20 protein-coding genes are annotated in these 24,252 nt (G+C 47.2%); 15 read left to right on the top strand and 5 right to left on the bottom strand.

Going from position 1 to position 24,252, the window contains the following annotated elements; all coding sequences use genetic code 11:
• Both OXH39_05285 and OXH39_05280 read right to left on the bottom strand, forming a co-directional pair.
• Positions 1–484: hypothetical protein (locus OXH39_05285; GenBank protein ID MCY3549854.1), on the bottom strand; the 484-nt coding region annotated here is incomplete at its 3' end.
• 67 nt (positions 485–551) lie between these two features.
• Positions 552–1,532, bottom strand: coding sequence for a nucleoside hydrolase (locus OXH39_05280; protein ID MCY3549853.1), 981 nt, complete (start codon positions 1,530–1,532; stop codon positions 552–554).
• Positions 1,533–2,163: 631 nt separating this feature from the next.
• On the opposite strand from OXH39_05280, the gene OXH39_05275 reads away from it, so the two are divergent.
• The 12 genes from OXH39_05275 (at position 2,164) to OXH39_05220 (ending at position 16,933) form a co-directional block, all read left to right on the top strand.
• Positions 2,164–2,556, top strand: coding sequence for a hypothetical protein (locus OXH39_05275; protein MCY3549852.1), 393 nt, complete (start codon positions 2,164–2,166; stop codon positions 2,554–2,556).
• A 74-nt stretch (positions 2,557–2,630) separates the two neighbouring features.
• Complete coding sequence (locus OXH39_05270; GenBank protein MCY3549851.1) at positions 2,631–3,629, top strand: hypothetical protein; 999 nt, start codon at positions 2,631–2,633, stop codon at positions 3,627–3,629.
• 120 nt (positions 3,630–3,749) lie between these two features.
• Positions 3,750–4,523, top strand: coding sequence for a YCF48-related protein (locus OXH39_05265; GenBank protein MCY3549850.1), 774 nt, complete (start codon positions 3,750–3,752; stop codon positions 4,521–4,523).
• Positions 4,498–6,003, top strand: a complete 1,506-nt coding sequence (locus OXH39_05260) for a YCF48-related protein (GenBank protein ID MCY3549849.1) — start codon at positions 4,498–4,500, stop codon at positions 6,001–6,003. Before OXH39_05265 ends, OXH39_05260 begins: the two co-directional genes overlap by 26 nt.
• Before the next feature lie 66 nt (positions 6,004–6,069).
• Entirely contained in the window at positions 6,070–6,573 is a 504-nt protein-coding gene (locus tag OXH39_05255; protein ID MCY3549848.1) for a YCF48-related protein, read from the top strand.
• 35 nt (positions 6,574–6,608) lie between these two features.
• The gene (locus OXH39_05250; protein MCY3549847.1) at positions 6,609–7,385 is read left to right on the top strand and encodes a hypothetical protein; all 777 of its coding nucleotides are present in this window, start codon (positions 6,609–6,611) and stop codon (positions 7,383–7,385) included.
• Between the two features lie 109 nt (positions 7,386–7,494).
• Positions 7,495–7,743: a hypothetical protein gene (locus tag OXH39_05245; GenBank protein MCY3549846.1), complete on the top strand. Its 249-nt coding sequence runs from the start codon at positions 7,495–7,497 to the stop codon at positions 7,741–7,743.
• 305 nt (positions 7,744–8,048) lie between these two features.
• Positions 8,049–9,008 carry a DPP IV N-terminal domain-containing protein gene (locus tag OXH39_05240; GenBank protein ID MCY3549845.1) on the top strand — a complete coding sequence of 320 codons (960 nt, stop codon included), beginning with the start codon at positions 8,049–8,051 and terminating at the stop codon, positions 9,006–9,008.
• A gap of 366 nt (positions 9,009–9,374) precedes the next feature.
• Positions 9,375–10,346, top strand: coding sequence for a DPP IV N-terminal domain-containing protein (locus OXH39_05235; protein MCY3549844.1), 972 nt, complete (start codon positions 9,375–9,377; stop codon positions 10,344–10,346).
• 44 nt (positions 10,347–10,390) lie between these two features.
• A complete protein-coding gene (locus OXH39_05230; GenBank protein MCY3549843.1) occupies positions 10,391–11,182 on the top strand; it encodes a LamG domain-containing protein in 792 nt (263 codons plus the stop codon).
• A gap of 77 nt (positions 11,183–11,259) precedes the next feature.
• Positions 11,260–13,527 carry a T9SS type A sorting domain-containing protein gene (locus OXH39_05225; protein MCY3549842.1) on the top strand — a complete coding sequence of 756 codons (2,268 nt, stop codon included), beginning with the start codon at positions 11,260–11,262 and terminating at the stop codon, positions 13,525–13,527.
• Positions 13,528–13,594: 67 nt separating this feature from the next.
• Complete coding sequence (locus tag OXH39_05220) at positions 13,595–16,933, top strand: hypothetical protein (GenBank protein MCY3549841.1); 3,339 nt, start codon at positions 13,595–13,597, stop codon at positions 16,931–16,933.
• Here the strand turns inward: OXH39_05220 and OXH39_05215 are convergent.
• Positions 16,930–19,947 carry a hypothetical protein gene (locus OXH39_05215; protein ID MCY3549840.1) on the bottom strand — a complete coding sequence of 1,006 codons (3,018 nt, stop codon included), beginning with the start codon at positions 19,945–19,947 and terminating at the stop codon, positions 16,930–16,932. The genes OXH39_05220 and OXH39_05215 overlap by 4 nt on opposite strands.
• Before the next feature lie 240 nt (positions 19,948–20,187).
• Between OXH39_05215 and OXH39_05210 the strand changes: the two genes are divergently transcribed.
• The 3 genes from OXH39_05210 to OXH39_05200 all read left to right on the top strand — a co-directional run bounded on the left by OXH39_05210 (position 20,188) and on the right by OXH39_05200 (position 22,752).
• Positions 20,188–21,318: a Gfo/Idh/MocA family oxidoreductase gene (locus tag OXH39_05210; protein MCY3549839.1), complete on the top strand. Its 1,131-nt coding sequence runs from the start codon at positions 20,188–20,190 to the stop codon at positions 21,316–21,318.
• 57 nt (positions 21,319–21,375) lie between these two features.
• Positions 21,376–22,056 (top strand): O-methyltransferase, encoded by a 681-nt coding sequence (locus tag OXH39_05205; GenBank protein ID MCY3549838.1) that lies wholly within the window; start codon positions 21,376–21,378, stop codon positions 22,054–22,056.
• Positions 22,057–22,125: 69 nt separating this feature from the next.
• Positions 22,126–22,752, top strand: coding sequence for a DUF3137 domain-containing protein (locus OXH39_05200; GenBank protein MCY3549837.1), 627 nt, complete (start codon positions 22,126–22,128; stop codon positions 22,750–22,752).
• Positions 22,753–22,784: 32 nt separating this feature from the next.
• On the opposite strand, the gene OXH39_05195 is transcribed toward OXH39_05200, so the two are convergent.
• Entirely contained in the window at positions 22,785–23,705 is a 921-nt protein-coding gene (locus tag OXH39_05195; protein MCY3549836.1) for an alpha/beta hydrolase, read from the bottom strand.
• A gap of 29 nt (positions 23,706–23,734) precedes the next feature.
• The gene (locus OXH39_05190; GenBank protein ID MCY3549835.1) at positions 23,735–24,244 is read right to left on the bottom strand and encodes a DUF1854 domain-containing protein; all 510 of its coding nucleotides are present in this window, start codon (positions 24,242–24,244) and stop codon (positions 23,735–23,737) included.
• Positions 24,245–24,252: the final 8 nt, after the last annotated feature.

The raw sequence follows: 24,252 nt of genomic DNA, 5'->3' as shown, positions 1-24,252 counted from the left end.
CATCGCGGGCGACGTAATCGCACCACTCCTCGAAGTCGGAACTCATCAGGTCGGGCATACGGACCTCAACCTGCCACTGATGTGCCTCGGTGAAAGGGAGCAGATGGCAGTAAGGCATGTCCGCCCATTGGTATTCCTCATAAGTGAAGGGACGCGAGTGGCGGTGGTAGCCTTCGGTGATAATTACGACTTCCTGAGTCCAGCCAATCGTATTAAACCCCCAGTCACGCAAATCATTGGCGACCGCCCGTAGCCACTGCTTATGACTGTTGCCGAATTCGCGATCCCACACGCCGCCTGACTCCGTGTATCGCAACGCAGCTGAGTCGATATGGTTCATGCCAATAGACCAGAACCGCGCGTCGTCAGGTGTGATGAACCACCAACGTCCATCCCGTTTCTCAATTGTGTAAAAGTCCGCCATTGTGGCTGGTGTTCCTTTCAGGACATCCTTAAGTTCGTAGTAGGGCGATTCATCACCCATTATAAAACACAAACGCGCAACGAATTGCGCTACTACAAACTGAAATTATACAGCTGCGCTTTTTAGGTTATCTCCGCGGCGGTTTAATCATCAAGTCTTCAACAATACGGACAAACTCACTATCCGACACCTTCGGATCCAGATAAGACCGAAAACCGGGTTTCATCTCCCATTCGTATCCATTCGACAACCTACCTTTGCCATCTGTAATTTCAGTAAAGTAGTCGCTAAGACCGCGCACACCATATAGAACCGCAAGCTGATCCCAACTGGAACGCCCCTTGTACTGCCCGTTGAATCGCCGATAATATGCCTCTCGGACAGGATTTTCGGCAGGCGTTTCTGCGAGTCTCGCTCCGGTCTGTACAGACTCTCCATAATGGCTGATAACAAGCCGTGTCGGCCAATTACGGATAACATATTCTGACTTATCAATCAAATCGTGGCGAACTGTGTTGTAAGGGTCGTTAACAACCCCTGCCATCACCACGAGTTCAGTGACTTTCTGCGTAATGAGATTAGGATCAGCTTTCAGAAGATCGTAGAGATTGTTGAGGAACCCAACGCTGATAATCGTCACCGAACTATCGGGTTGTTCATCAAGCACCTGTAGATAAAGCTCTAAGGAACTGGGGGTTGGAATAGTTGGGAGATTGTGTGGGAAATTAGCGATCGTGTCCAAGTAGCTGGATTCATCAGGGTCAGCGAGATCGCCCTTATAGATACCGATCGGAATGTTGCCCCGATTATACCATGTATTTATTGCACAAATGGCATCGGCAGCACTCGGATGTACTTCATTGAAACTGATCGCAAGGATTTCAGCCTCACCGCCATCTGCCAAAGCGTGCAGTACAGCGAGCGCGCCAACATCATCTACGTCGGTAGACATATCCGTCTCAAATATTACCCTTTTAGGGTGCGTTTTCTCAGCACCTTCTGCCAGCAAATTGGTTGGTGTCATTGTCATAATAAAAAGCGTTGATATCGTCACAAGGAACGAAACTTTCAAGTTTCGACGTGAATAAAGAAAGATTGAATACTGCATTTAAGTCTCTGTGTTGTCAGATGAACCGAAAAAAGTCTCTTTCGTGCTAAGATTCTTCCGCCTTTCAATAATTTCGCTGTAAATTGGAGGTTCATCTTTGTCGTGAATGCGGTCGCTGGCATCCACCCAAGCCACAATACGACGGACACTCTCAACAAATGGAATCGTCCATCGGAAGTTCAGATCTGCTTTCGCCGCAGCGTTGTCAAAGATGTTATTGCATTGAAAATTCTCTTTGCACCATTCCGCCGCTCAGTATACTTGGAAAATCGACGAATGTCAAGAACTTCTACACACAGGACTTTGAACAAAACTGTCCAAAAATTGAACATCAGAAAGCATTCCGTCAAGTAGGATTATGAGAAATCCATCTTTAAACACGATTTTTTTGAATTGTCTTTGGCATGAAAATTGCTAAGTATACTAACAACGCTGAGTAAACCAGGGGAGAGCCTTCCTCCTTGGAAAATACGGAGCGATGCGATAGGCTTTCCCGACTCGATTGCCGCATCGCTCCACCTATTAGTCACCCAAGTTGCTACTAACAAGTTTCGCACATTTCAGAAAGCGTTTTTGTCTCTTTCCTCACCCCGTAGGGGTGCTATGTCTATAGAATTAAGGAGAAAGAATCATGCGTAGATGGAAATACCTAATCTTTATGCTCGCTTGTTTGTCACAGATCGGATGCACCGCACTTTTTACGGAGCAGGAGTATGTTTTGGTAGATCGTCCAGTGAGTGAAAAGATGACTTTCCACGGCGAAATTTATTCGCTCCCAGAGAGAGCGGATATTCGGAAAGTTGTGCTTCTCGGCTCTGGAAAAATCCGAAACATTGAAATTCACGTGCGTGACAAGAGAAATCAATGGGTACCTACCAAGAAAGTACCCGGCGGAATCCAATTCCCGTATGAAATCCCACTTATTGCTGAGACAGACGCTATCAAAATTACAAAACATTCAATGACGGGAGCCGGGAACATTGACACAATTCAGTTTTACACGGTTGCGGATAAAGGAGATTAAGTTTTCTTAACCTTTTCAGGTCCCTTCCTGAGTCAAACGGATTATTTCTGAATGACACACCGGAGAGCAGAAAAATGAAATGTAAAATTATCTATATCCCGTTGCAAACAACAGTGATATTCGTGTATTTCCTACTTGCGGTGGGATTTTATGCACAAGTCTCTGAGGCGACACATATCGCCTTCACTTCTCCGAGAGAGGGGAACAATGAGATTTACATCATGGATACAAAAGAGAAAAATCTTCAGAACCTCACAAACCACCTAGCACGAGATTGGCAAGCCGCATTCTCACCTGACGGACAGTGGATGGCTTTTGTTTCTAATCGGAGTGGCACTAACAGGATTTATCTGATGAATAGGAATCACAACGAACTCCGTCCCCTAACGACCCATCTGGCATCGAAAGCAGATTTTGATCCCGATTGGTCGCCCGATGGACAATGGATCGCCTTTACGTCCAATCTACCCGACGTTCCAACGCCTACGAATCACATTTACAAAATCAATGTCAACACCGGAGACCTACAGCTACTGACAGACACCGGATACAATAGGTTTCCGAAGTGGTCGCCCGATGGAGATCGAATTCTTTTCTATTCTACCAGAAAAGAAGGAAACGACCTCTTTCTGATGAAGTCCAATGGAAAAAATGCCAGACGCGTTAGAGAAAGGAGGTTCGGGGGAGGCAAGCCGACCTGGTCGCCCGATGGAAAACAGATTGCCTATAGCATGACCGATCTTGCGGGGGTCGGCATTTACATCATGACAGATGATGGGCAAAACAATCGGAGAATCACACTAGAAAACACATGGAGTGGCATTTCCGCGTGGTCTCCGGATGGACGGTGGATCGCCTATGAATTAGAAGTTGAAAGTCCGTGGGGCAACCTAAATCGAGATTCAAATATCCATCTTGTCAGTCCTGACGGCATCGAAACGCGGCAATTAACAAAGCACCCAGCAAGAGATCGTTTTCCAGCGTGGGTGCCAGAGAATTTTCTCTCTGTGTCCCCGACTGCGGAAAAGCAAACGACCCTCTGGGGCAGACTGAAAAAATCTGACAGCGATTAAATGAAGGTCTGAATAGAAATAGTCTTAAAGACAATTCAGGGGTCGCTTTTAAGGCTTGCAAAATTATTGGGAGACACTAAAATGTTACCTTGAAAAAATAAATCAGAGACAGGGGGACACATGCGTATCATCACAACAGCCATATCAGTGCTTGTGCTACTCAGTGGATGTGGTGTGAAAACAATCCAAAAACCCGCGCCGGTCGAGGCAGAAATCGTTAGAAAAGCTGACTGGGAGGTAGAATTCAGAGACGTCTTCTTTCTCGACGCAAAACACGGTTGGGTCATCGGAGAGAAAGGGACAATCCTCTACACAGTAGATAGTGGCAAAAACTGGGAAACGCAGAAAAGTGGCACCGAAGCACGTCTGAATAAGATGCAATTCCTTAACAAAAAACAGGGCTGGATCGTCGGAAATGAAGGAATCTTTTTACAGACTAAAAACGGCGGCAGGAACTGGCAGAAGCAGGTTGTTACAGACAGCGGTCTCATCAGTCTCCACTTCTTCGATGAACAGCGAGGATGGATAACTGGAGAAGGGGGTGCGCTCTATTACACCGAAAACGGAGGAAAAACGTGGAAATTTCGTCCCAGCGGTGTAGGTGAGGCACTACTTGACATCCACTTTGTCAATGAGAACGAAGGTTGGTTGATTGCCCAACTCGGCACAACATTGCGCACGACGGACGGCGGCAAAACATGGGACTATGAATCAATAGCACCTGAGTATAGCTTACTCGGTATAAGGTTTGATCGCAATCAAAAGAACGGTTGGGCTGTGGGGATCGGATCTACAGTTCTCTCAACGACAGATGGTGGGGAAACATGGCATCGTGGGGAACCGGGTATTGCGGATACACACGCCATCTATGATCTCTGTTTCCACAGACCCTAAAAAAGGATGGTTGGCAGCACAGGCTGGCGATGTGTTGCACACACAGGACGGTGGACAGACATGGACCGTCCAACAGACGGGTACACGCAGCGATCTGATGGCTGTCCATTCTCCTGATGCTAAACATATCTGGGCAGTTGGCAGCTACGGAACGATGCTGCATTCTACCGATGGCGGAAAAACGTGGACGATTGATGCGGAAAGTAGTGCCGAACCTTTAGCAGGTGTGGAGATAGCAGAAGGTGGACGCGGCTGGGCTGTCGGGCATCGCGGCGCCATCTTTCGGATCGAGAACGAAGGACGCTCTTGGGAACGGCAGGAGAGTGGTCTCTCTGTCGGCTTAAATAAAGTAACCGCAGTGAGCGAAGAAGAGGCGTGGGCGATCGGCGATTCCGGCTATATTCTACATACCAAGGACGGAGAAACATGGGAAATCCAAAAAGGATATGACTGGATCGGCTTGCACGATGTGCAGTTCCTAAATAGCGAGCGTGGCTGGGCGGTCGGTGATATGGGCGGTATCTTCTATACCAACAACGGCGGAGAAAACTGGATCGAACAACGCGGGTATATATTTGAGCTCTTAAAAGGACTCTGCTTCATCTCACCGAACGAAGGGTGGACCATCGGTTGGCCCGGCAAAATCCTACACACTATTGACGGCGGGAAAACGTGGGCACCCCAAGAAAGCGGAACATTTAACGAACTCTACTCGATTTACTTCATAGATGCCGAACACGGTTGGATCTCTGGACAGTATGGCCTCATCCTGCATACCGCTGATGCTGGAAAAACATGGGAGACGCAATACACACGTACACAGGCGAATCTCAACAAAATCTTCTTCGCTTCTCCCACTGTAGGCGTAGCGGTTGGGGACGAAGGAACACTCCTCCTCACACAGGATGGCGGTAAAACTTGGACACGGGAAAATAGCGGAACGGACAAAAATCTTAGCGACATCAGTGTCACAGAGGATAAGATATTCGCTGTCGGTGAAGATGGCATCGCTATCGCCTATACAATTCCCACAATATCAAAATACACGCCGCGTAAGCGATCCTTTGAGGAGATCGAAACTGAACTCCCGAAGGTAGATGCTGGGTGGGATATCTTACGTAACGACGGACCCTTCCGAATAATGGGTGTGGATTCCGACATGAAATCAGCGGATATTTCCTTCATCAATCCTATTGAAGGATGGGCAGTCGGTAATTCCAGTACGATGCTCCGCACCTTAGATGGAGGCAACACTTGGAAGAGTATTGAATCTCCTGTAGATACACCCCTAATCGCTGTTCACTTTGTTTCCTCAGAGATCGGTTGGGTGCTTACCCAAGACGCGAGTTTCCTATCCACGACTGATGGCGGTATGACATGGCAAGTACTAAACGAAATCACCAAACCGATGATGGATGGCTACGATCAAGAGAGTCAGCATATAAAAGAAGCGTGTCAACTTTACGCCGCATATTTTTAAGGCTTCGGCGAAGGATGGGCCGCCGGTAAAGAAGGTGTTATCCTGCACAACAAGGACGGAAATACAATCTGGAGACATCAGGAAAACGAAACTTCGGCATCCTATCGTGACATCCAGATAGTAGAGGAGCGTTACGGTTGGGCTGTCGGATCGTGGGGAAAAGTCCTTTGGACGAATGACCAAGGAGACACGTGGCATCTTCAGACAACCAACACAGGATATGACCTCTACGGTGTGTCTTTCTTAAATCGCCTAAAAGGGTGGACTGTCGGAAGAGACGGCATTGTCCTCCGCACGGCAGACGGAGGTTTGGCATGGTCTGCAGTCAACACGGGCATAAGTACACACCTTTATGATGTTTCTTTCATCAACGAAATGGAAGGTTGGATTGTCGGTGAAGGTGGGCTAATTCTGCACACTAAAGATCGTGGCACAACATGGGAAATCGAGGAATCCGGTACCAGTGAAGATTTGTACCATGTTGACGATGTTGAAGGATTTGGCATAGTTGTGCTGGGTGCGCACGGTACTATCCTAAAGCGAAAGATAGAGCCGCAATCTGAGATTTAGCGTAAAATTCGAGAACAGATAAAGAGGTATTGGACATGCGATGGAGACAAAAACCCTTAGAAACAATCAACCGGTTCTTAGTGCTGCTGCTGTGCGGGCTACTTTTCGGTATCTCATCTGCTGCGCAGGGATTTTTTGCGAGTACATCCAAAGAACTTAACGTATTGATGGACAGAATAGATAAACCGCAGTGGCGTATCGGTTACAATTTCACCGCTGGCTGCCCGGATGAGTTCCGACAAAAAGAAAAGGAACTGAAGGCGTTGATTACCAAGGCTCTGCAGACGTGGTTACAACCGCTGCGGGCGCGCTACCCAAACAAGCAGTTCACCAACGATTTCCTTCTGGTCCGACAGCCGGATGTTGAGAAGTGCGGAGAGGGTGATCAATCTTTGCTTGGGTTGGACATGCGTATCACCTTTGACTGTCCTGGGGAAGGGAATTCCTCTACAATGATAACAATCGGTAAAGCCCCTGATTTGTGTATAAAAGTAGGAGGGAGAGATGTTGCCGATCCATCATTGTTTTACACGCTCCTCCACGAACTGGGACACGCCTTCGGTCTGGCGGATACTCATGCGCGTGAAGATCTGATCAGTATCGGCGGCTTCCTTGCGACGATGGGCAAGCAGCCACGTTCAATCATGTCGGGTTTCTCGAGAGACCTCGGGGGGGACTCGGCAAGGACGACAAAAACGGCATCACTTGGTTCTATAAGTACCTGCCTGAAAATCATCACGTCCGCAACTGTTTTTTTCACGATTACGTCCGTGTCGAGACGGATGGCAGATGTAGTCCTAAGTATCCACTAATTTTTGAGGTAAATTACGGTTCGGTTGAAACTGTGAAACAGATACTGCGCGAGGACCCGAAGCTCAACCTCACTGAGCAGGATGGGAGGGGACTGCGCTACATCATGTAGTGTTACGCGGCATCGACGAGATATCGGTTGCACTTAAGATTGCTGAGGTGCTATTGTTGCAACCGGACACCAGGGTCCACATCAGAAACAGGAATGGACAGCGTCCTATCCAATTGGCACAGCAATTCAAGCTTGCATCTCTTGTCGAACTTATTGAGGCATATACACCCGTGAGGAAGCGATTGTGGTCGGTGGAGCCTGAAAGGTCTTTGACGACGACATGGGGCGCGCTGAAACGTCCAAAATAGATGCAGCGTGACAGGTCGTTAGAGGTAGGAACAACGTTTCCCGCCCATGGTAGGTGCGGTTTCCAACCGCACCGATCACAATGTCTAAAGTAATTGTAAATCTACTATAGTTATACACCTGTCTTCTGGGGCTATAGACACTCTTATAAAAGCACTTAAACCTAATAAAAAACAAATAAATTGGCTTAGGAACAGAGCGATATGATATTATGTGGTAACACCTCAATGTCTTATATCGCTCTATTTTTTCTGACTGCTTGGTGGATAGAGACGCAATTTAAATTCAATCGGGAGAAATTCTATTGATGAAAAAAATGTTATTTTTCTTGGCATTATTGTTCAAGAGTAGCCTGTTGATAATGAACGTTTGGAGCAGCGGAAGAGTTGCCTTCACTTCCAATAGGACAGGTAACCTTGACATCTATATCATAGATATAAACGGTAAGAATCTCGTCAACTTAACGAATCATCCATCTGACGACTCTTCGCCATCATGGTCTCCAGATGGTCGTGCCTTCGCCTATGTCTCAAACAGGGATGGGAATCCAGAGATTTATATCATGGATATGAACACGAAGGAATCTCGGAGACTGACAAACCACCGTGCTACCGATATTGATCCGGCGTGGTCACCGGATGGTAGGTGGATCGCATTTGCATCTAACCAAGCACGCGACCACGCAGCGGACACTGACATCTACACAATGGATGTGAACGGCAAGAAGGTTCAGAGGCTCACAAACAAAGGCGGACACAATTCAACGCCAGCCTGGTCACCAGACGGAGAGTGGATCGCATTTCGTTCCACGCAAGACGGCATCGGTGGCATCCATGTCATGAACGCTGATGGCGAAAAACAACGATCACTCACACAGGTTTCCGCGACACATCCAGCTTGGGCTTCCAACGGGAAACGGATCTACCTTTCCAGCGACGTGCTTGGCGGTGTAAAGGTACCGATACTGTTTGCTGTGGATACTGACGGAGAAAATCCGAAAAAATTAACGAACGCTGGACACGCGTGTGAAGAACCCGCTGCATCGTCCGACGGTCAATGGATCGCCTATGTGTCAATCCAAGGTGCGAACAAAGACATCTATCTAATCCGTGCAGCAGGCGGTGGGCTCCGAAAATTAACACAGGATCCAGGAGAGGAATTTTCCCCCGCATGGGTGCCATCGGCGTTGAGTGTTTCACCGAGCGCGAACACACAGATGGTACTCTGGGGAACACTTAGGCGAACTACGCTCGATTTCGTGCAATAGAATATAAAGAATGCCCTATTTTGTGCAAGCTGCTCTCTATGCCCTATAAAACCCAAAGTATCAATGGGTTTCCAACCGCAGTACCTTCCCAACTTTGAACAAAATTGTCCAGAAATTGAACACTTAAGAATACCCCGTTAAGCAGAATTGTGTGGATTCTGTTTTTAAACACGGTTTCTCGCCTAAATTATCTTTGGCATGAAAATTGCTAATACATTAACAACGCTGAGTAAACCATGGGAGAGCCTTTCTCCTTGGAGAAACACGCATCAATGCGATCGGCTTTCCCCTACGCAATTGCCGCATCGCTTCTATCCATTTAGCGATAGGCAGAAAATCGAAACAAAAAGTAAGGAGAATACAAAGATGAAACGTAAACACTTTGGCATGATATTCGGAGTTGTGTTCTTAGCAAGTAGCATGCTATTCCTGACGAAGGTTTATGCTCAGAAACCCGGCGTTGGATATGTGTCTTTTAACTCTGATCGAACAGGAAATCACGACATCTATATCATTGATACAAATGGTAAGAATCTCCGAAACTTAACGGATCACCCTGCAAAGGATTTTTCTGCGACCTGGGCACCCGATGGAAGGTCTTTCGCTTATGTGTCGGATCGAGACGGAAATTATGAGATTTATGTGATGGATCTGAGTCAGGGGGAAACTCGCCGGTTGACGAACCATCCGGCACGAGACAATAATCCTGCCTGGTCTCCAGACGGACAATGGATCGCTTTTGAATCGGATCGAGAAGAGGGTTACCATATCTACAAAATGAACATTCGTGGTGAAAAACTGCAGCAACTTACAAGCAAGGGTCAATTTAACTCAAAACCAGCGTGGTCTCCCGACGGGAAACACATCGCTTTCAATTCAAATCGGGATACAAGCCACGGTATCTATATAATGCAATCTAACGGGAAAAGACTGAGAAAACTCAGGACTGGAAACGGAGCGAATCCTGCGTGGTCGCCAAATGGAAAACTGATCGTCTTTTCTGAGGCACAAGACAGAGTTTTGAAAAATCATGCGCTTTTCATCGTAAACCGTGATGGCAGCGGTTTACGCCAGGTGAATAATGATCCGCGGTTTCACCACCAACCTGCGTGGTCGCCTGATGGGAAATGGATCGCCTACATTTTATGGCAAGGTCGCGGGAGAGGTACTGATGTTCACGTGATAAATGTGGCGGGTAAACCGATCCAGCGATTGACAAATGATGGGATGAACAAGTATTCCCCTGAGTGGGTACCGGAGGGGTTTCTTGCTGTTTCTCCAATTGCACAGACACAAACAACACTATGGAGCAGATTGAAGAAATCTGACAGCGACTAAATGAAGACGGTATCACCTTTTTCGCATCAGAAAGGATACACAAAATGATATACCGAAAACTTTTTACCTGTTTCATTTTACTTATACTAATTCCGCTGAGTGCTAAAGCACTACCACCCGCTTCACCAGCAGGTGGCGGCATGCTACGACTGGATGAAACCCACGATTTCCTTGCGACTGTCAAGGGATGGTTTCCCAATAAAGAGTTTAAAGAGTTGACTGCTGAAGCATGGATCTATTTTGAAGAACCACCTGGTCGATTGACCTTTTGGTCAATCATCGGTCAGGAAGGGCGATTTAATTTGATTCTTGGCGGTAATCGTGGGGCATTAGGCGCATGGGGCTATCACAAAAAAGCAGATAGAGGAATCATTTCTGGAGGTGAACCACTGCCCAAAGGAGAATGGGTGCATGTCACGGCGATTTACGATGCCTCATCAGGGATAGGATTTAACGGAAAAGGAGGGAATTTATGTTGTCCCGGTGGACGTCTCATCAAATCATACAAAATACTCCGTATCGGTGGAATTGTTCCACAAGACGAGGAACGGAAATACTTCGGAGGGTTGAATGTGAGATTGAAAGGGTATATCGATGAAGTTCGGATTTCCAACGTTGTCCGATATGTCGGACCGGAGTGGGAAGTTCCGAAAGGGAAATTTGAGGTCGATGAACATACGCTTTCGTTATGGCATTTCGATGAAGCACCCGGAGCAAACCGCTTCAAAGACGTATCCGGGAATGGGTATCATCTTTGGAAAAGCGGTTTTATTGACGGTTTAGCCGTCGAAGCACACGGAAAACTCACAACAACATGGGGACAACTGAAGCGATGAACCTTTCACTACGGACCTGACCTGTCACTGGGTACATCATCGTCCCCATTCCACTACGCAAGGACTTGGAGGTTCTCATGAAAATACTTACCCCTTTTTCAAATCGAAACTCACGAATCTCCTATATCACACTAATTGGTATTTTCTGCTGCCCCTGCCTCGTGTTTGCGATTGAACCGATCGGCACGATTGGGCAACCGCGTCCAGAGCAGCACGCTTTTCTTTCCAACGAAGTCATTTTACGAGCTGTCCCGACACACATTCAAATTGTTGATGCACATACCGGTGCAGTCGTCGATGAATTCGGCGAGAGAACGCGTTACAGCGATGTAGTGTTTAGTCCAACTGCTACACATTTAGCGATCCTGAATCATTCTTCTACTGAGCCAAGAACGACAACGATAAATATCTGGGATGTCAATGCCCGTGAACAAGTCATGGAATGGCAGTTTGGAAGCTACGTCAGGTCCGCAGCATTTAGCCCAACAGATTCAGTATTTGCGACATCTTTTAAAGATGGAATTCATCTGTGGAACTGGCAAACCGGAGAATTCATTGGAACGATGGCGCGTGTAAATTTTCCATCAACGCGGGCTATAGTTTTTAGTACCGACGGTCGTCATCTCCTGATAGTCTCACGACATTCAAATGTTGAGTTGTGGAATGTCAAAACACTCCGCTTGGAAGGACGTTTTGATGGACACACTGGGGACTGGAGTGAAGACGTTGCTATCAGTCCAGATGGAGCGTTCATCGCGACGTTTGACAGCAATTCAACTTCAATTCATGTTTGGGATGTAAAGACGCAATGTCCGTTATGGCGAAAAACGAGTGGTAATGGAAGGGTTTCAAGCATGGTATTCAGTCCAGACAGCCAACGTCTGTATGTTGCGACGCAGACATCCCGTCTGAGCAGGACTAATTATGGTCCATGGCTGGGTTGGGATGATCAAGTGCGGGTCTGGGATATCAACTCCGGACAACAGATTGATACGTTCGGCACTGAGTTCACTCGATTGAAATCAATGACACTCTCACCCAATGAAAAAACCGCGCTTTTACACTATACCGATGCTATCGTGCTATGGGATATTGAGAAGAAACAGCCCTTAAACGAATGGGCTGATTTCGTTCACAACGACTGGGGTTGGGATGCAGGGTTGAGTCCTGACGGTCGCACACTGATCAGCGTCTCCCGAGACTTTATCAAGATTTGGGATGTTCCTTCACGGCAGCTGCGACGGCTCGTTTCTGCCGAAAAAGAGTTCTTTGAGGACCTTGTCATCTCGCCTGATAATAAAAAATTTGCTGTTGTTCAAGACCCATGGGTTCAGGTACGCGACCTTCGGACCGGCAGCATTAAAACACAATTTCCACATCGCGTTGGATATTCTCATGAGATCACCTTTAGTTCCTCAGGAAGATGGATTGCAGCGGAGGAAGACTGGGGGAACCTTCTCGTCTTAGACATCAAAAACCCAAAGAAACCTCAGAAACTTAAGCAGGAACAAATCCACATTTATTATGGATTCGCTTTCAGTAAAAACGATGAATACTTGGTAGCTGCTGGTGAGGCGGAAGATGATAACTACTGGATTTTGTTATGGAAACGTGAAAGAAATGCCTTTGTTTTTCAATACAAGTGGCAAGTGCCAGAACTTTATTACAGTTCACACCCAACGTTCGCCTTTGCGACTCATACGATATTAGGGGTATCTATTCGCGGTGCCGTCCAAATCTGGAAACTCTTGCCAAATCGTCCAAAACTTTTGAAAACACTGGATGGAGACGCACCAGTGCATTTCAGCTCAAACACTCGCTATCTCTTCACCAATCGAAACGGCAACCTCCAAATCTGGGACTGGCGGAAAGAGACACCCATGGACTATCCATCTATCCAAACGTATCTTGCTATCAGTCGAGATGGATCCGTGCTACTTTCACAGACCAATACAGGGCAAATCCAGATATGGGATGGAAAGGCACTGCTACCCTCGCAGCACGGCACTGTTGTCCCGCACGGGAAGCAGCTCGTGATATTAGGGGAGGTAAAACGGAATCAACTTCTACAAAACTTTCCTAACCCTTTTAATCCGGAAACTTGGATACCGTTCCGGCTCGCAGACGAAAGCGATGTTACGATTCAGATTTACAACCCGAAGGGGCAGTTGGTGCGCCGCTTATCGCCGGGAACGCTTCCTGCTGGCGATTACTCCTCACAGGCACAAGCCATCTATTGGGATGGACGTAATCAGATGGGTGAGTCTGTGAGTAGTGGTGTCTACCTCTACACGATTAACACAGGCGACTTTTCGGCAACCCGCAAAATGCTTATTCGGAAATGAGACAGTTTGATGGAGGCATAGACTTGAACATCTTCAGGTAATTCGTCCGCAAGGAGGAACATAACCAATGAACACGTTAAAACGAGCGATTAACTTCATGCTTGTAGCGACTTGCGTCCTGAGTGCGTCCGTGTTCTATGGTTGTGGCGCGGACAGTCTCGGACCGTATGTGCCGCTCTTGCCTACTATTGAGAGCGAAGCGAAATTCTCAAGCAGATACCAACTGGACGAAGAACCGCAATTCTTCTATGACCTTTATGGTGCTGAAATCGTTGAAGGCAGCGAACTCAATACATATACCGATCAGAAAAATTTCGATCAGAGCGGTAAATTAATTGTTGGATGGGGCGGTCAGCTGGATACTCTTCGCTTCACAGCGCAACTGGATCGGACAATCTTAGCTGAAGAAACCTTTCTTGGTAGACATACTGAGTTTATTATTGGCGATCACCTGCGGATCAAACCGGCTTCTCTGTTTCCAAACCGATATATTATATACAAAACTGAGTTTGATGGGCTTCGGTGGGATATCTCCTTTGCGCAGGAGCACCATCTTTTTAGCCTCATCCATTCACGTATCTCTAATCCCATTAAAATAACAGATGTGCCAGGACAGGGGGAAAGCCTCGCCGAGGATCTTGGGCGGCGAAACGGATTGAACGCAGTGTCAGGGGTCAGGAACATTGAAAACGCACGACTGGTCGGTTTTCGAGGACAGGGACTTTTAGGTGAGTTTTTCCGCGTAGGGTTTACTTATGTAAATTTGTATAAAGAACATCCTGAACGTCTCATAAACTCATTCATGGGAACCGTCGCCAATACACCGCCTGAAACAATATCCATCGTTTTTCGAGATGACTCGCCTGAGGATAATCACACGAGTGCATTCACAGATTTTCGTTCTTATGATCCAAACTTACACAAGAATAATATCCAAGAGGGGGTCGGTGCAGCTTTCAAAAGCATGAAGATTACGATTGTTACACAAGCACTTGAAAAATTACCCCCTGCAGCTATAGCCGAAGGCATTGAACCCGACCCACTACCAGAAACGACGCACCGATTCGATGTCTTCGCTGATGAATTGGTTCCGGTTGATCACGCCGGAGGTCCTTCCAAAGTCCGAGATTCCGTTGACGGGAAGTGGAAAATTGTCAACGGTTTCAATAAAATGAAATATGATCTTATTTTCGATGATGAGAGGATTAACATTGACCCACGAACAGTCAAATCTGTTGTCCTTGATATGGTCGTGGCGGGCGATTACAATATATCGGTTATCGGCTTTAGTGAAGCAAATAGAACAGAGGAGAACCCCGATCTACAAGAGTGGATTAAAACGACAGATGGTCGCATTCAGATGCCGTATCGCGACATAATTGAGGCACCGGGGAATTACGGTCAATCTCCGGATTACATCAAAAACAGGAAAAAACTTGTAGACAATCCCACACAATGGAAAGCTGAAGGGAGACCTCGAAAAATCCGATACCGCTACGGTGCTGCTCGAGCTGCAGCTCTCTACGGAATTGACCTTGAGGGAACTATTGGCAACGTTTCCATCAGGACACACTACTCTATTAATGGTAAATACAAACAGTACCCGACTATCCCGAAAGATAAAGTCGGATTTAGTCGAACCAAAACGACTATTCAAGGACCAGATGGTGAGGAAGAAACAGGTGTCTCTATTGATTTCAGTAGACGACTTCCAGTAGATGCAAATGGTGTCCCCACGTATTCGGAAACCGAAGGTGAACGTTTTGAAGCGTTTTTAGGCGGGGACGGAACAGATGAAAATGGCAACGGAAAGCTCGGTAGGGAAACCGCCTGGTTCGTCCAACTTAAGTCTCGCTTCGGCAAACTTCATTTAGAAGGTGTCTTGTATCACATTGACCCAGGCTACACAACGAACTATCTGAATTTTGGGGCACATCCGAACAGAGGGCAAATTTACACGCTTGAACGCGGCAGACCGGATAGACCCTTGGAAGAACGAATTGCGGAAGAACAAATTCCGTGGGACGCAGCCAATTATACACTGATTGAGGATGACGATGATGACGATGGCTGGCCCGATGACAGTGACTTTGATGGCGTGATTCCACGTGCTGATGATCGAAACCAGAATGGAGTATTAGACTTCCAAGAAGATTTTCTAATTTTTGAAGCCGACCCACCTGTATTTACCCACATTGTTGATCTGAATAATAATGGTATTGTTGATCCGATTGAGGATGACTTTGAACCTGAATATGAATACGGTATAGACCGTCAGGGATATCACCTCAAAGCGAAATACAATGTGTTTGATAATCTCACTGTCCAAGCAGGTTGGTTAAACGAAAGCGAAATTTCAAGCCGACGGAAAAATAACACTAAATATATACATGTTGCTTATAAACGCGACATTCCGAATTTTGGCAGTTTTCACTTCCAAAACCGATTTGTCCGAGTACGGGATGATATTCCGGATTACGCCGTTGCCTTGCCTGTTGGAGAATTAGAACCGATCCACATTAATGACGAACTTGATTTTCACAACGCACGAGTAAATACAACAACGTTCCAATGCCTCTATACCGCGGTACGAAACTTGACCCTTGAAGCCAAACTCTTGGTTCTCATGCAAAAACAGTTTGAACAGGATAAAGAAAAGGCACTTATCACGGATGTTGAATACGACCCGATATCAGAGAACTTTGAACCCGATGAACGCGTTGATTTTATGGTGCCAATTAATCAGGTACGACTTGGCGCATTCTATCCTGACCATGGCATTAACGCACTTGACCCGACTGACACCGGTTTAATCTATGACCATGCGAATTGGAAAAAACGCCGTTATCCTGAACGGAATATCCGTAATCAACTCACCATTCTGAAGGCGAAATACGAGATCTCACTTGGAGACCTCCCTTATGTCAACAAAATTGCTGCAGATTTAACGCTAACACCTATGGTTAAGTACGTCTGGGACCGCGCCTTTGACCGAAGTGCCGAAGACATTCCAAAAACACTCAACCCAGACCTGTTCCTCCCAACCGACGATCAACCGGTTGAATATTTGCGATTTAACCGTCGAAGCCGAGAGGATATTCTTGGTGTCCGCCTTGATTATCAGTTCACACCGAGATTAAGTGTCCTTGGAGGATTCCAATACCGGAAGTTTTCCAACCGAGATAAAAACTTCAAAAACTACCTACAAACTTTCCCAGTTGATACTGACGTTCCAAACCTATACCGTCCTGACTTGCGAACTCGTATTTTTGAAATCCAAGCTATCAACAGAGGCAATTGGCTCGGCTTCTATATCGTCATTCTCACAGGTCACCGTAGAACCACGAATCTGTTTCAACAGAAGAGGAGTAATACAACGTTCGTTCGAGCGATGATGGGTTTCTAATGCTTCGGAAAAAGCGTCCCTAACAGACGTGTTACCGAACCGTTGACTGTCGGTGCAATGTGCAATTGATCCTGTAGATGTGCACCATAGGGTGTGATAACCCCCAAAATGAATCGGGTGATCGTATCATCATCTGTAGAAAGGCAAATTCCAGTATCTTCCGCGATTTCCTCCGATACACGAATTTCGCCATCTTTAATGATAAGGCTCGCCTGATGTTCCGAACCTTTGATGCTGATTGTCCCTTGCCAGCCCTTGTAATCATCGCTCTTGTTCAGTCGCTTCAAAAGTAGTGGGGAAAGCTCACCAAGTAGCATCGGCAGGTTGACGATCTTAAACATCCATACCCACCCTACATCCCCAGACGTGTACCCAAAGTTGTGGAACAGCGTTCTGATGTAATTCTTGTCACCTTCTGCTTCCGGCTCGTAGCGAATTCGTTTATACTCACGCTTGACCAATCCGTTGTGCAACGCACAGAGTAGTGCAGCACCGACATCCTCAAGGAAACCTTCCGGATGTGTAGAATCTTCGGAAGACAGGGGTTTAAGACAGAATTCGGTGATTCGGACACTCTTTTCCTTCTCATCGCATTGCGCTTGCACATATCCAAGCAGTTCTCCATCCTTCTCTGCGAGATAAATCAATCGAGTTTCAGAAGTTCTGCGCCTTTCAGCGCGTCTCGGTCTGCGTTCCACCCGGTCGGCATAAAATGCATTGAGTCCCCTTGCCATCGCGACCTCATCCCCAGGTGCGTAAGGGCGGATAACTAAGCCCTCTACTACTTTTGCCTGTTCATGCCGCAACGCTTTGGTGAACTCTCGCGTCAATAGCCCATCAACGAACCCAAAATTCCTGTACATCCCATGGGCGTTGTTGTCCGTGCCGGTATGAAGAGAGATACAAGAGTATCGGCGAACCAGTTCATGCGACATTGACGCACCAAATGCCCACCGCGCCAATCCCTTTCGGCGATATTTAGATGTGGTATGCACCCAACTCACATAAGTACCCGAAGCGTGCGTGTTGTGTGGGAAATGGTGTGTATGGAGAATTATGTTGCAAACGGCAACGCGATCGCCGCCGATGATCGGATAGTGATATAATTCCTCATTGCGTTTGACATCCATCGTTAGGAGAGACGCACCATTTTCGTCTGTGAGCTCCTTGTATGAGAACGCTTCGGCTGCCGGGTGTCCAATTTTGGCAAGTAAGTATCCAGTTTCGAGTTGGTATCTATGATCTTGGTGTGGCGCAATCTCCACGAGTTGACCTACGATTTCGCTGCCTCCACCGTTGCGAACCAACATCAGTACCGCCATCGCCACAAGCCCATCATCCGCCGTTTCGACTGTCAACCCTTCGAGCACTTTCACTGCCCGATCATCGCAGCTGTTGATTAGTTTTGCCGCTGCAATCAGGCGTTCGTATCTGTCCGCCGTGTCCAATTTAGCAACTAATGCTGAAACCTGATGCTCAGATTCGTCAGTGATTTCGAGAAGGCTATCAATTGCATCGATTCTGTCGCTTGTATCTATGCTTGTGTCACGAATCATTTCGTTAAGGTATCCACGCACCGCTGCAGCAAATTCGTCGCTGTCATTCGGCAATAATGGGAGTGGATGGATGGTCGTACCGATCTCTTCAAACCATGGAAACAGGTCCTCACCTACCACCCGGCTGAGGTAACAGATTTGTCTATCCACCCGTGAGAAGGTTGTGTCCGGCATATTCTTTTCTGGGTCAATTTGCTTTTCGGAGAATATCTCAGTGAGCCGAACAAACAGGTCGTCACCATATTTTTCGAGGAGTACCTTCAGTATCCAGATCGGCTTGCGAGATTGTTGCTCGTAAACCTTCGCGATGTCAATCAACGCCTCGGCTTCGTCGTCTTCACGAAATTGCGCCTCAAATTCGGAGAGCATCATCGTTGCTTCTCGTCCAAATCCGAGCAATTTCATTGCCCAGATACCAAAGAAAAATTGGAATCCGTCAAAAAGAACATCCGCCGCCTTCTGAAACGGTGTTTTGTCGGCGAGCAACCCACTCGCCTCAAAACCAAGAGAATAGGCGAGTCTTGAGGGACCGGCGCATGCTCCGATTGTCATTACCGAATCCTCCCAACTGAAGCCGTATCCATGATCGCACGACGGAATCAGATCAAGTTTCCATTTAATTTTCTCACCTTCAGGGAATTTTGAGAACATCTCTTTCGTCAGTTTTTTAGCAAATGCCATACAGGTTTCCACCCGGTCCTCGACGAAGTGCGTATAGAAAATCTTGATCTTTCCGTCCTCTCTGACGTGTTCTTCAACCGGAATTTCATCAGGAATCATCTCGGTCTCTGTTGCCGAAGAAAGGTGGTTGATTCCCAACCAATCAATGAATCGCCCAGATACAGGGTGATTTTCATATTGAAAGAGTTGCGTGTTGATCAATAGCACTCGTCCTGATCCAAAATCAAGACAAGCACCTACCGGTTCCTTTGTCTCGCTGTGTTTAAGGAAAACGCCACCCTCCGCGGGGATATCAAGGGGCCCACAATATGTGAGACCCAGGTCGTCAATTCCCAATCCATCGGTAATTTCGTGATTAGTGAGGTGGAGGTCTTTCTTTGTATAACCACGCAAAGGATTCGCGTCGGTATCCATGTCTCCTTGTCCTTCAGGTAACGGAAGAAACCGCGCACCGAAAAGAGAAGCAACGTGATTAATCCCCAATTCAGAGATCGGTTCACGGACATCTCGCTCAAATCGGATCGTGCTGGCGGCTAAAAACAGTCCACCGCCATTTTCCACAAACTCGCGGATCAGTTGGAGTTCTGCTTCGGTGTATTTTAGCGGTGTGTTGCTGCAAATTGTCAGTACATCGTAATTTTTTAACACCGCTTCACTGAGATAATCTCGGTTATTAGTGGTTCGATAGATGTTGTCCGGCTCAATTCGTATCAATCCACTTGACCAGCCGGTATCGCGTGAAGTATCGACTAAAATCCGAATTCCTTCTTTTCTCATCTGTTTATTCCTTATTCATCAGATCGGTGGTTGGAAGGCAAAGAGTGGAAGCGCGGAAGTCCTTACCCTTCCATTCTTCCTTTCTTCCATCCCAATCATCTTTTTTTAAATTTGCCTCTCCTTCTTTTATTCAACTATACCTACAGGATTTTCTTCAACTTTTTTCTTGCACTCCAAAACTGAAGTTGCTATGATAGGGATAAACCAGCACACTCTTTTTGGTAAACTTCGGAGACATGCATGAACAACTATCGTATCGCGATTATCGGCTTGGGTGGCATGGGTGGATCTCATGCCCAAGCAGTAGAATTAGAGACGAATTGTGAACTCGTCGCTGGAGCAGAAATCAACCCAGAACGGGCAAAAGCATGGAGCGAACGATTCGGTGTCAAAGCCATCTATGACGATTACGAAAAGATGCTTGACGAAGAACAACCCGATATCGTCATCGTCCCAACGCAGGCACCGATGCACTATCCCCCAACAATTGCAGCGGCACAGCGCGGCATCCACGTCTTCTGTGAAAAACCGACTGCCCTAAACCTTATTGAAGCCGACGAAATGGTCGAAACCTGCGATCAAAATCACGTCAAGTTTGCTATTAACCACATCAAACGCGCCAGCCCATATAACCGACATACCCTTTCGCTGATTGAGAAAGGCGAAATCGGCGATGTCGTGCTGATGAAGGCAACCGACAAAGGCGGACGCAAGGTCGGCAACTCACTGATGGAGATGGGCACACATCTCTACGATTGGTTGCGCCTCTTCGGCGGCGATGTCGAATGGACGCACGCACACCTCGTGCAGATGGATGGACGTGAGTCAACCGTCGATGACATCAAACATACCCAAGAAGTTCACCCGCATGACCGAGATGCAGGGCTTGTGCTCGGAGAGCGTGGACACGCCGCTTTCCGCTTCAAGAACGGCATCCATGCCGATGTGCAGTTCCTTGCCCAACCACAAACCAACGATAACGCCTACGGCATCGACATCATCGGCACTGAAGGCAGGATTGCCATCCGAGAGAGTGTAGGCACAACGATGTTCATCCACAAAGGACAACATAAGACCCCTGCAGAAGCGTGGGAACCGGTGCACCTTTCCAGCGAGGACCTTGACGAGCAAGGAAACCCGCGAGACAAGGGATCCATACGACTGCTCTTGCAACGCCTTATGCTACGCGATCTTATTGAAGCGATTGAGGAAGACCGATATCCATTTGCAAGCGGCAGAGACGGTCGAGATTGCCTCGAAATGATTCACGCGACATGGGAATCGCATCGTCGTCAGACTCGCGTGCCTATGCCACTCACACCACGTGAACACCCACTTGAAAGGTGGAAAAGAGAGGAAGGCATCCCCTAACTCGGTAGGCACTTTGTAAGCGCACTGATCCATCATCAGACAAAATAGGAGTGATCTATGCAACGTTTGGATATTCTTCACCCGTCGATTGACGACTATTTACTCGATATTATTCCTGAACGCGATGAAGTACTCACCGAGATGGAGGCACATGCACGCGCAAATCGTTTTCCAATCGTGGGACCACTCGTCGGGCGGGTCTTACATCAATTGGTGCTGCTGACCAATCCCACACGGATTTTTGAGATGGGATCGGGTTTCGGGTATTCAGCGTATTGGATGGCGAAAGCACTGCAAAAACCGGAAGCATCTATCATCTGCACCGACGGTTCGCAGGAGAACGCCGATCGCGCAGCAGGCTATCTCGCGCGCGGCGGTATTGCAGATCGCATTGACTATCGTGTTGGTAATGCGCTTGAAATCATCGATGAAACCCAAGGTGATTTCGACATCATCTACAATGACATCGACAAAGACGGATATCCTGAAGCGTTTCATAAGGCGATTCCACGACTTAGAAGTGGGGGATTGTTTATTACGGATAATATGATCTGGGGTGGACGCGTCGTCACGCAGGAACCGGGTAGTCCTCCAGAAGGACTTGATGAGCGGGAACAGTGGTTTCACGCCGCTACGATTGGTGTCAGAGAGTTGACACGTCTCCTCTATAGTTCGCCTGATGTATTTACAACGATTATTCCGCTCCGTGATGGCGTTTCTGTCGCTGTGAAACGTTAACTTACCTCTCCATTGGTTTGATTTTTGCTAAACTTCTATTTTCAAAATCTATACTATGAAGGAAAAAAAATGAATAAACTCAGATCTATTTTCGGTTCTTCCAAGGACAACATTTGGGCACAGATTGCCACGGATATAGGTGGCGAATTTATTGAAGGCGGCTTTTGCAGCACGGATGTTCTCATTTACAAACACGGCGAATGGCAAATTCTATTGGATACCTACACGGATATCGTTTCCACTGGAGCCACAACAACGTCAACGACCTACACCCGGATGCGCGCACCGTTTATAAACAAGGATGGACTCTATTTCAAGATTTCTCGCCAAGGATTCCTTAGTTCGATTGGCAAATTCTTCGGCATGCAGGACATAGAAATAGGAGATCCGTTTTTTGATAAGCAGTTTGTAACCAAATCCAACAATCCGGAAAAAATCAAACTGCTACTTGCTAATAGTAGGATAAAGGAATTATGTCAAAGTCAGCCAAGGATTCACCTCAGTATTAAAGACGATGAGGGTTGGTTTGGCCCCGATTTTCCTGAAGGTGTTGATGAATTGTACTTTGAGCGAGCAGGGGTTATCGAAGAGACAGCACAACTCAAGACACTGTTCGGATTGTTTTGCCTAATCTTAGAGCGTTTGGTTCAGATAGATTCTGCGTATGCGGACGATCCCCAAATTACATTGAAGTAGCCATGTAGCTGCGGTTGAAAACGCACCTATCGCTATTGAGTCGGTTTCAAGTGTTGTTCAAGGAATGCTTTTGTCAATTCTGGGACCTTCGGATCTCTAAACCAACCGTGACCGCCGCCTTCCACCTTATAGAACGTAACCGGTACACCCACCTTCTCCAATGCATCCTTCAACAACACGCTCTGTTGATACGGAACAAGCTTGTCTCGATCTCCGTGAATAATCAGAAAAGGCGAATCATCTTCAGAAACGTAGGTGATTGGATTCGCTTTCGCAACGCGGTCCTTATGCTCCTGAATAGGTCCCCCTACCAGTTGAGACTCTGGAGAGTCAGGCGCATCATGCACCAATCCATCAGGAAGACTTTGCGCGTCCATCTGAAGGAAGTCTGTGGGACCGAAATAATCGACCACGGCTTGCACCCTGCTGGATACCTCCAAGTTTTCACCCACTTCAAATTCATCTACATCGCCTGCTGTACCGAGCATCGCGACAAGGTGTCCACCAGCGGATGAACCCCACGCTGCAAAACGGTTTGGATCAAGGCGATAGGTCTCTGCGTTTGCGCGCAGCCACCGCACAGCGGCTTTCACATCTTCAATCTGGGCGGGAAAAATGGCGTGCTGGCTCAGGCGGTAGTTGAGACTCGCACCCGCATAACCGGCTTTGAGATATTCCCTCCGAATATAATTTTTCTTATCTCCGCCGCGCCAGGCACCCCCGTGTATCCAGATAATAAGCGGTAGGTTTTCCCCTGTTTCTGGCACGTAAAGATCTAATTTCTGACGTTCATGTCCATCCGCAACATAAGCGATGTCTCGATACACTTTTACGCCTTCGGGAACTTTCGTAGACTCGGCAGCACGTCGCCGTTGTCCCAGAACCAAGGTTGCAGCTGCAAAAAATAGCATCAAAACAAGCACGACTATCATCTGCATCATTGGCTTTTTCATTTTCTCCTCCGTACGTACCAGTGGTGTGCCTACATTTGGGTTTCAAGGAGCGCGATGCTTTGCGCGTCCAACTTATTGTAGTTCTCAATTTCATAGCGGTTACCATCTGCATCCTTAATCAGAACGCGTCCGTTTCCAAGTGTGACAATATCGTACCGGCTGCGCAAGCTGAACTGGACATCCCCTTGCGAAGTTTCAACCATCCATTGTGTAATTCCAAACTGCCCTTCAAGCGCGTTGATTTTGATAATCTTCGGCATAAAGTAGCGTCTCTGTAACTCCTCAACGAGAATCTTGCGGGACTCATGTGGCAGATGTTTTATATCCTCAATAATGCCGATCTCGTTAGATTCTTCGTCCATTAAAGCGATATATCGGCTGGTCTCACTTACAGGAAAAGCGTAGACCGGTTCGACCCTCTTCCGAATCGACCCATCTGGAAGTTGGACAACCAACTCTTCAAACGCGTTCCGCTCAAGCCTAACACCGCTTGCATCAAGGAACTTTAATCCATCAGTAACCTTAATCGCTTCCTTCATCAATATGC

It is taken from the genome of Candidatus Poribacteria bacterium, from assembly GCA_026702755.1.
In the GTDB taxonomy this organism is placed as follows: Bacteria; Poribacteria; WGA-4E; order WGA-4E; family WGA-3G; genus WGA-3G.
The sequence above is the reverse complement of the archived record's forward strand: the minus strand, read 5'-3'. Positions and strand labels throughout refer to the sequence as shown.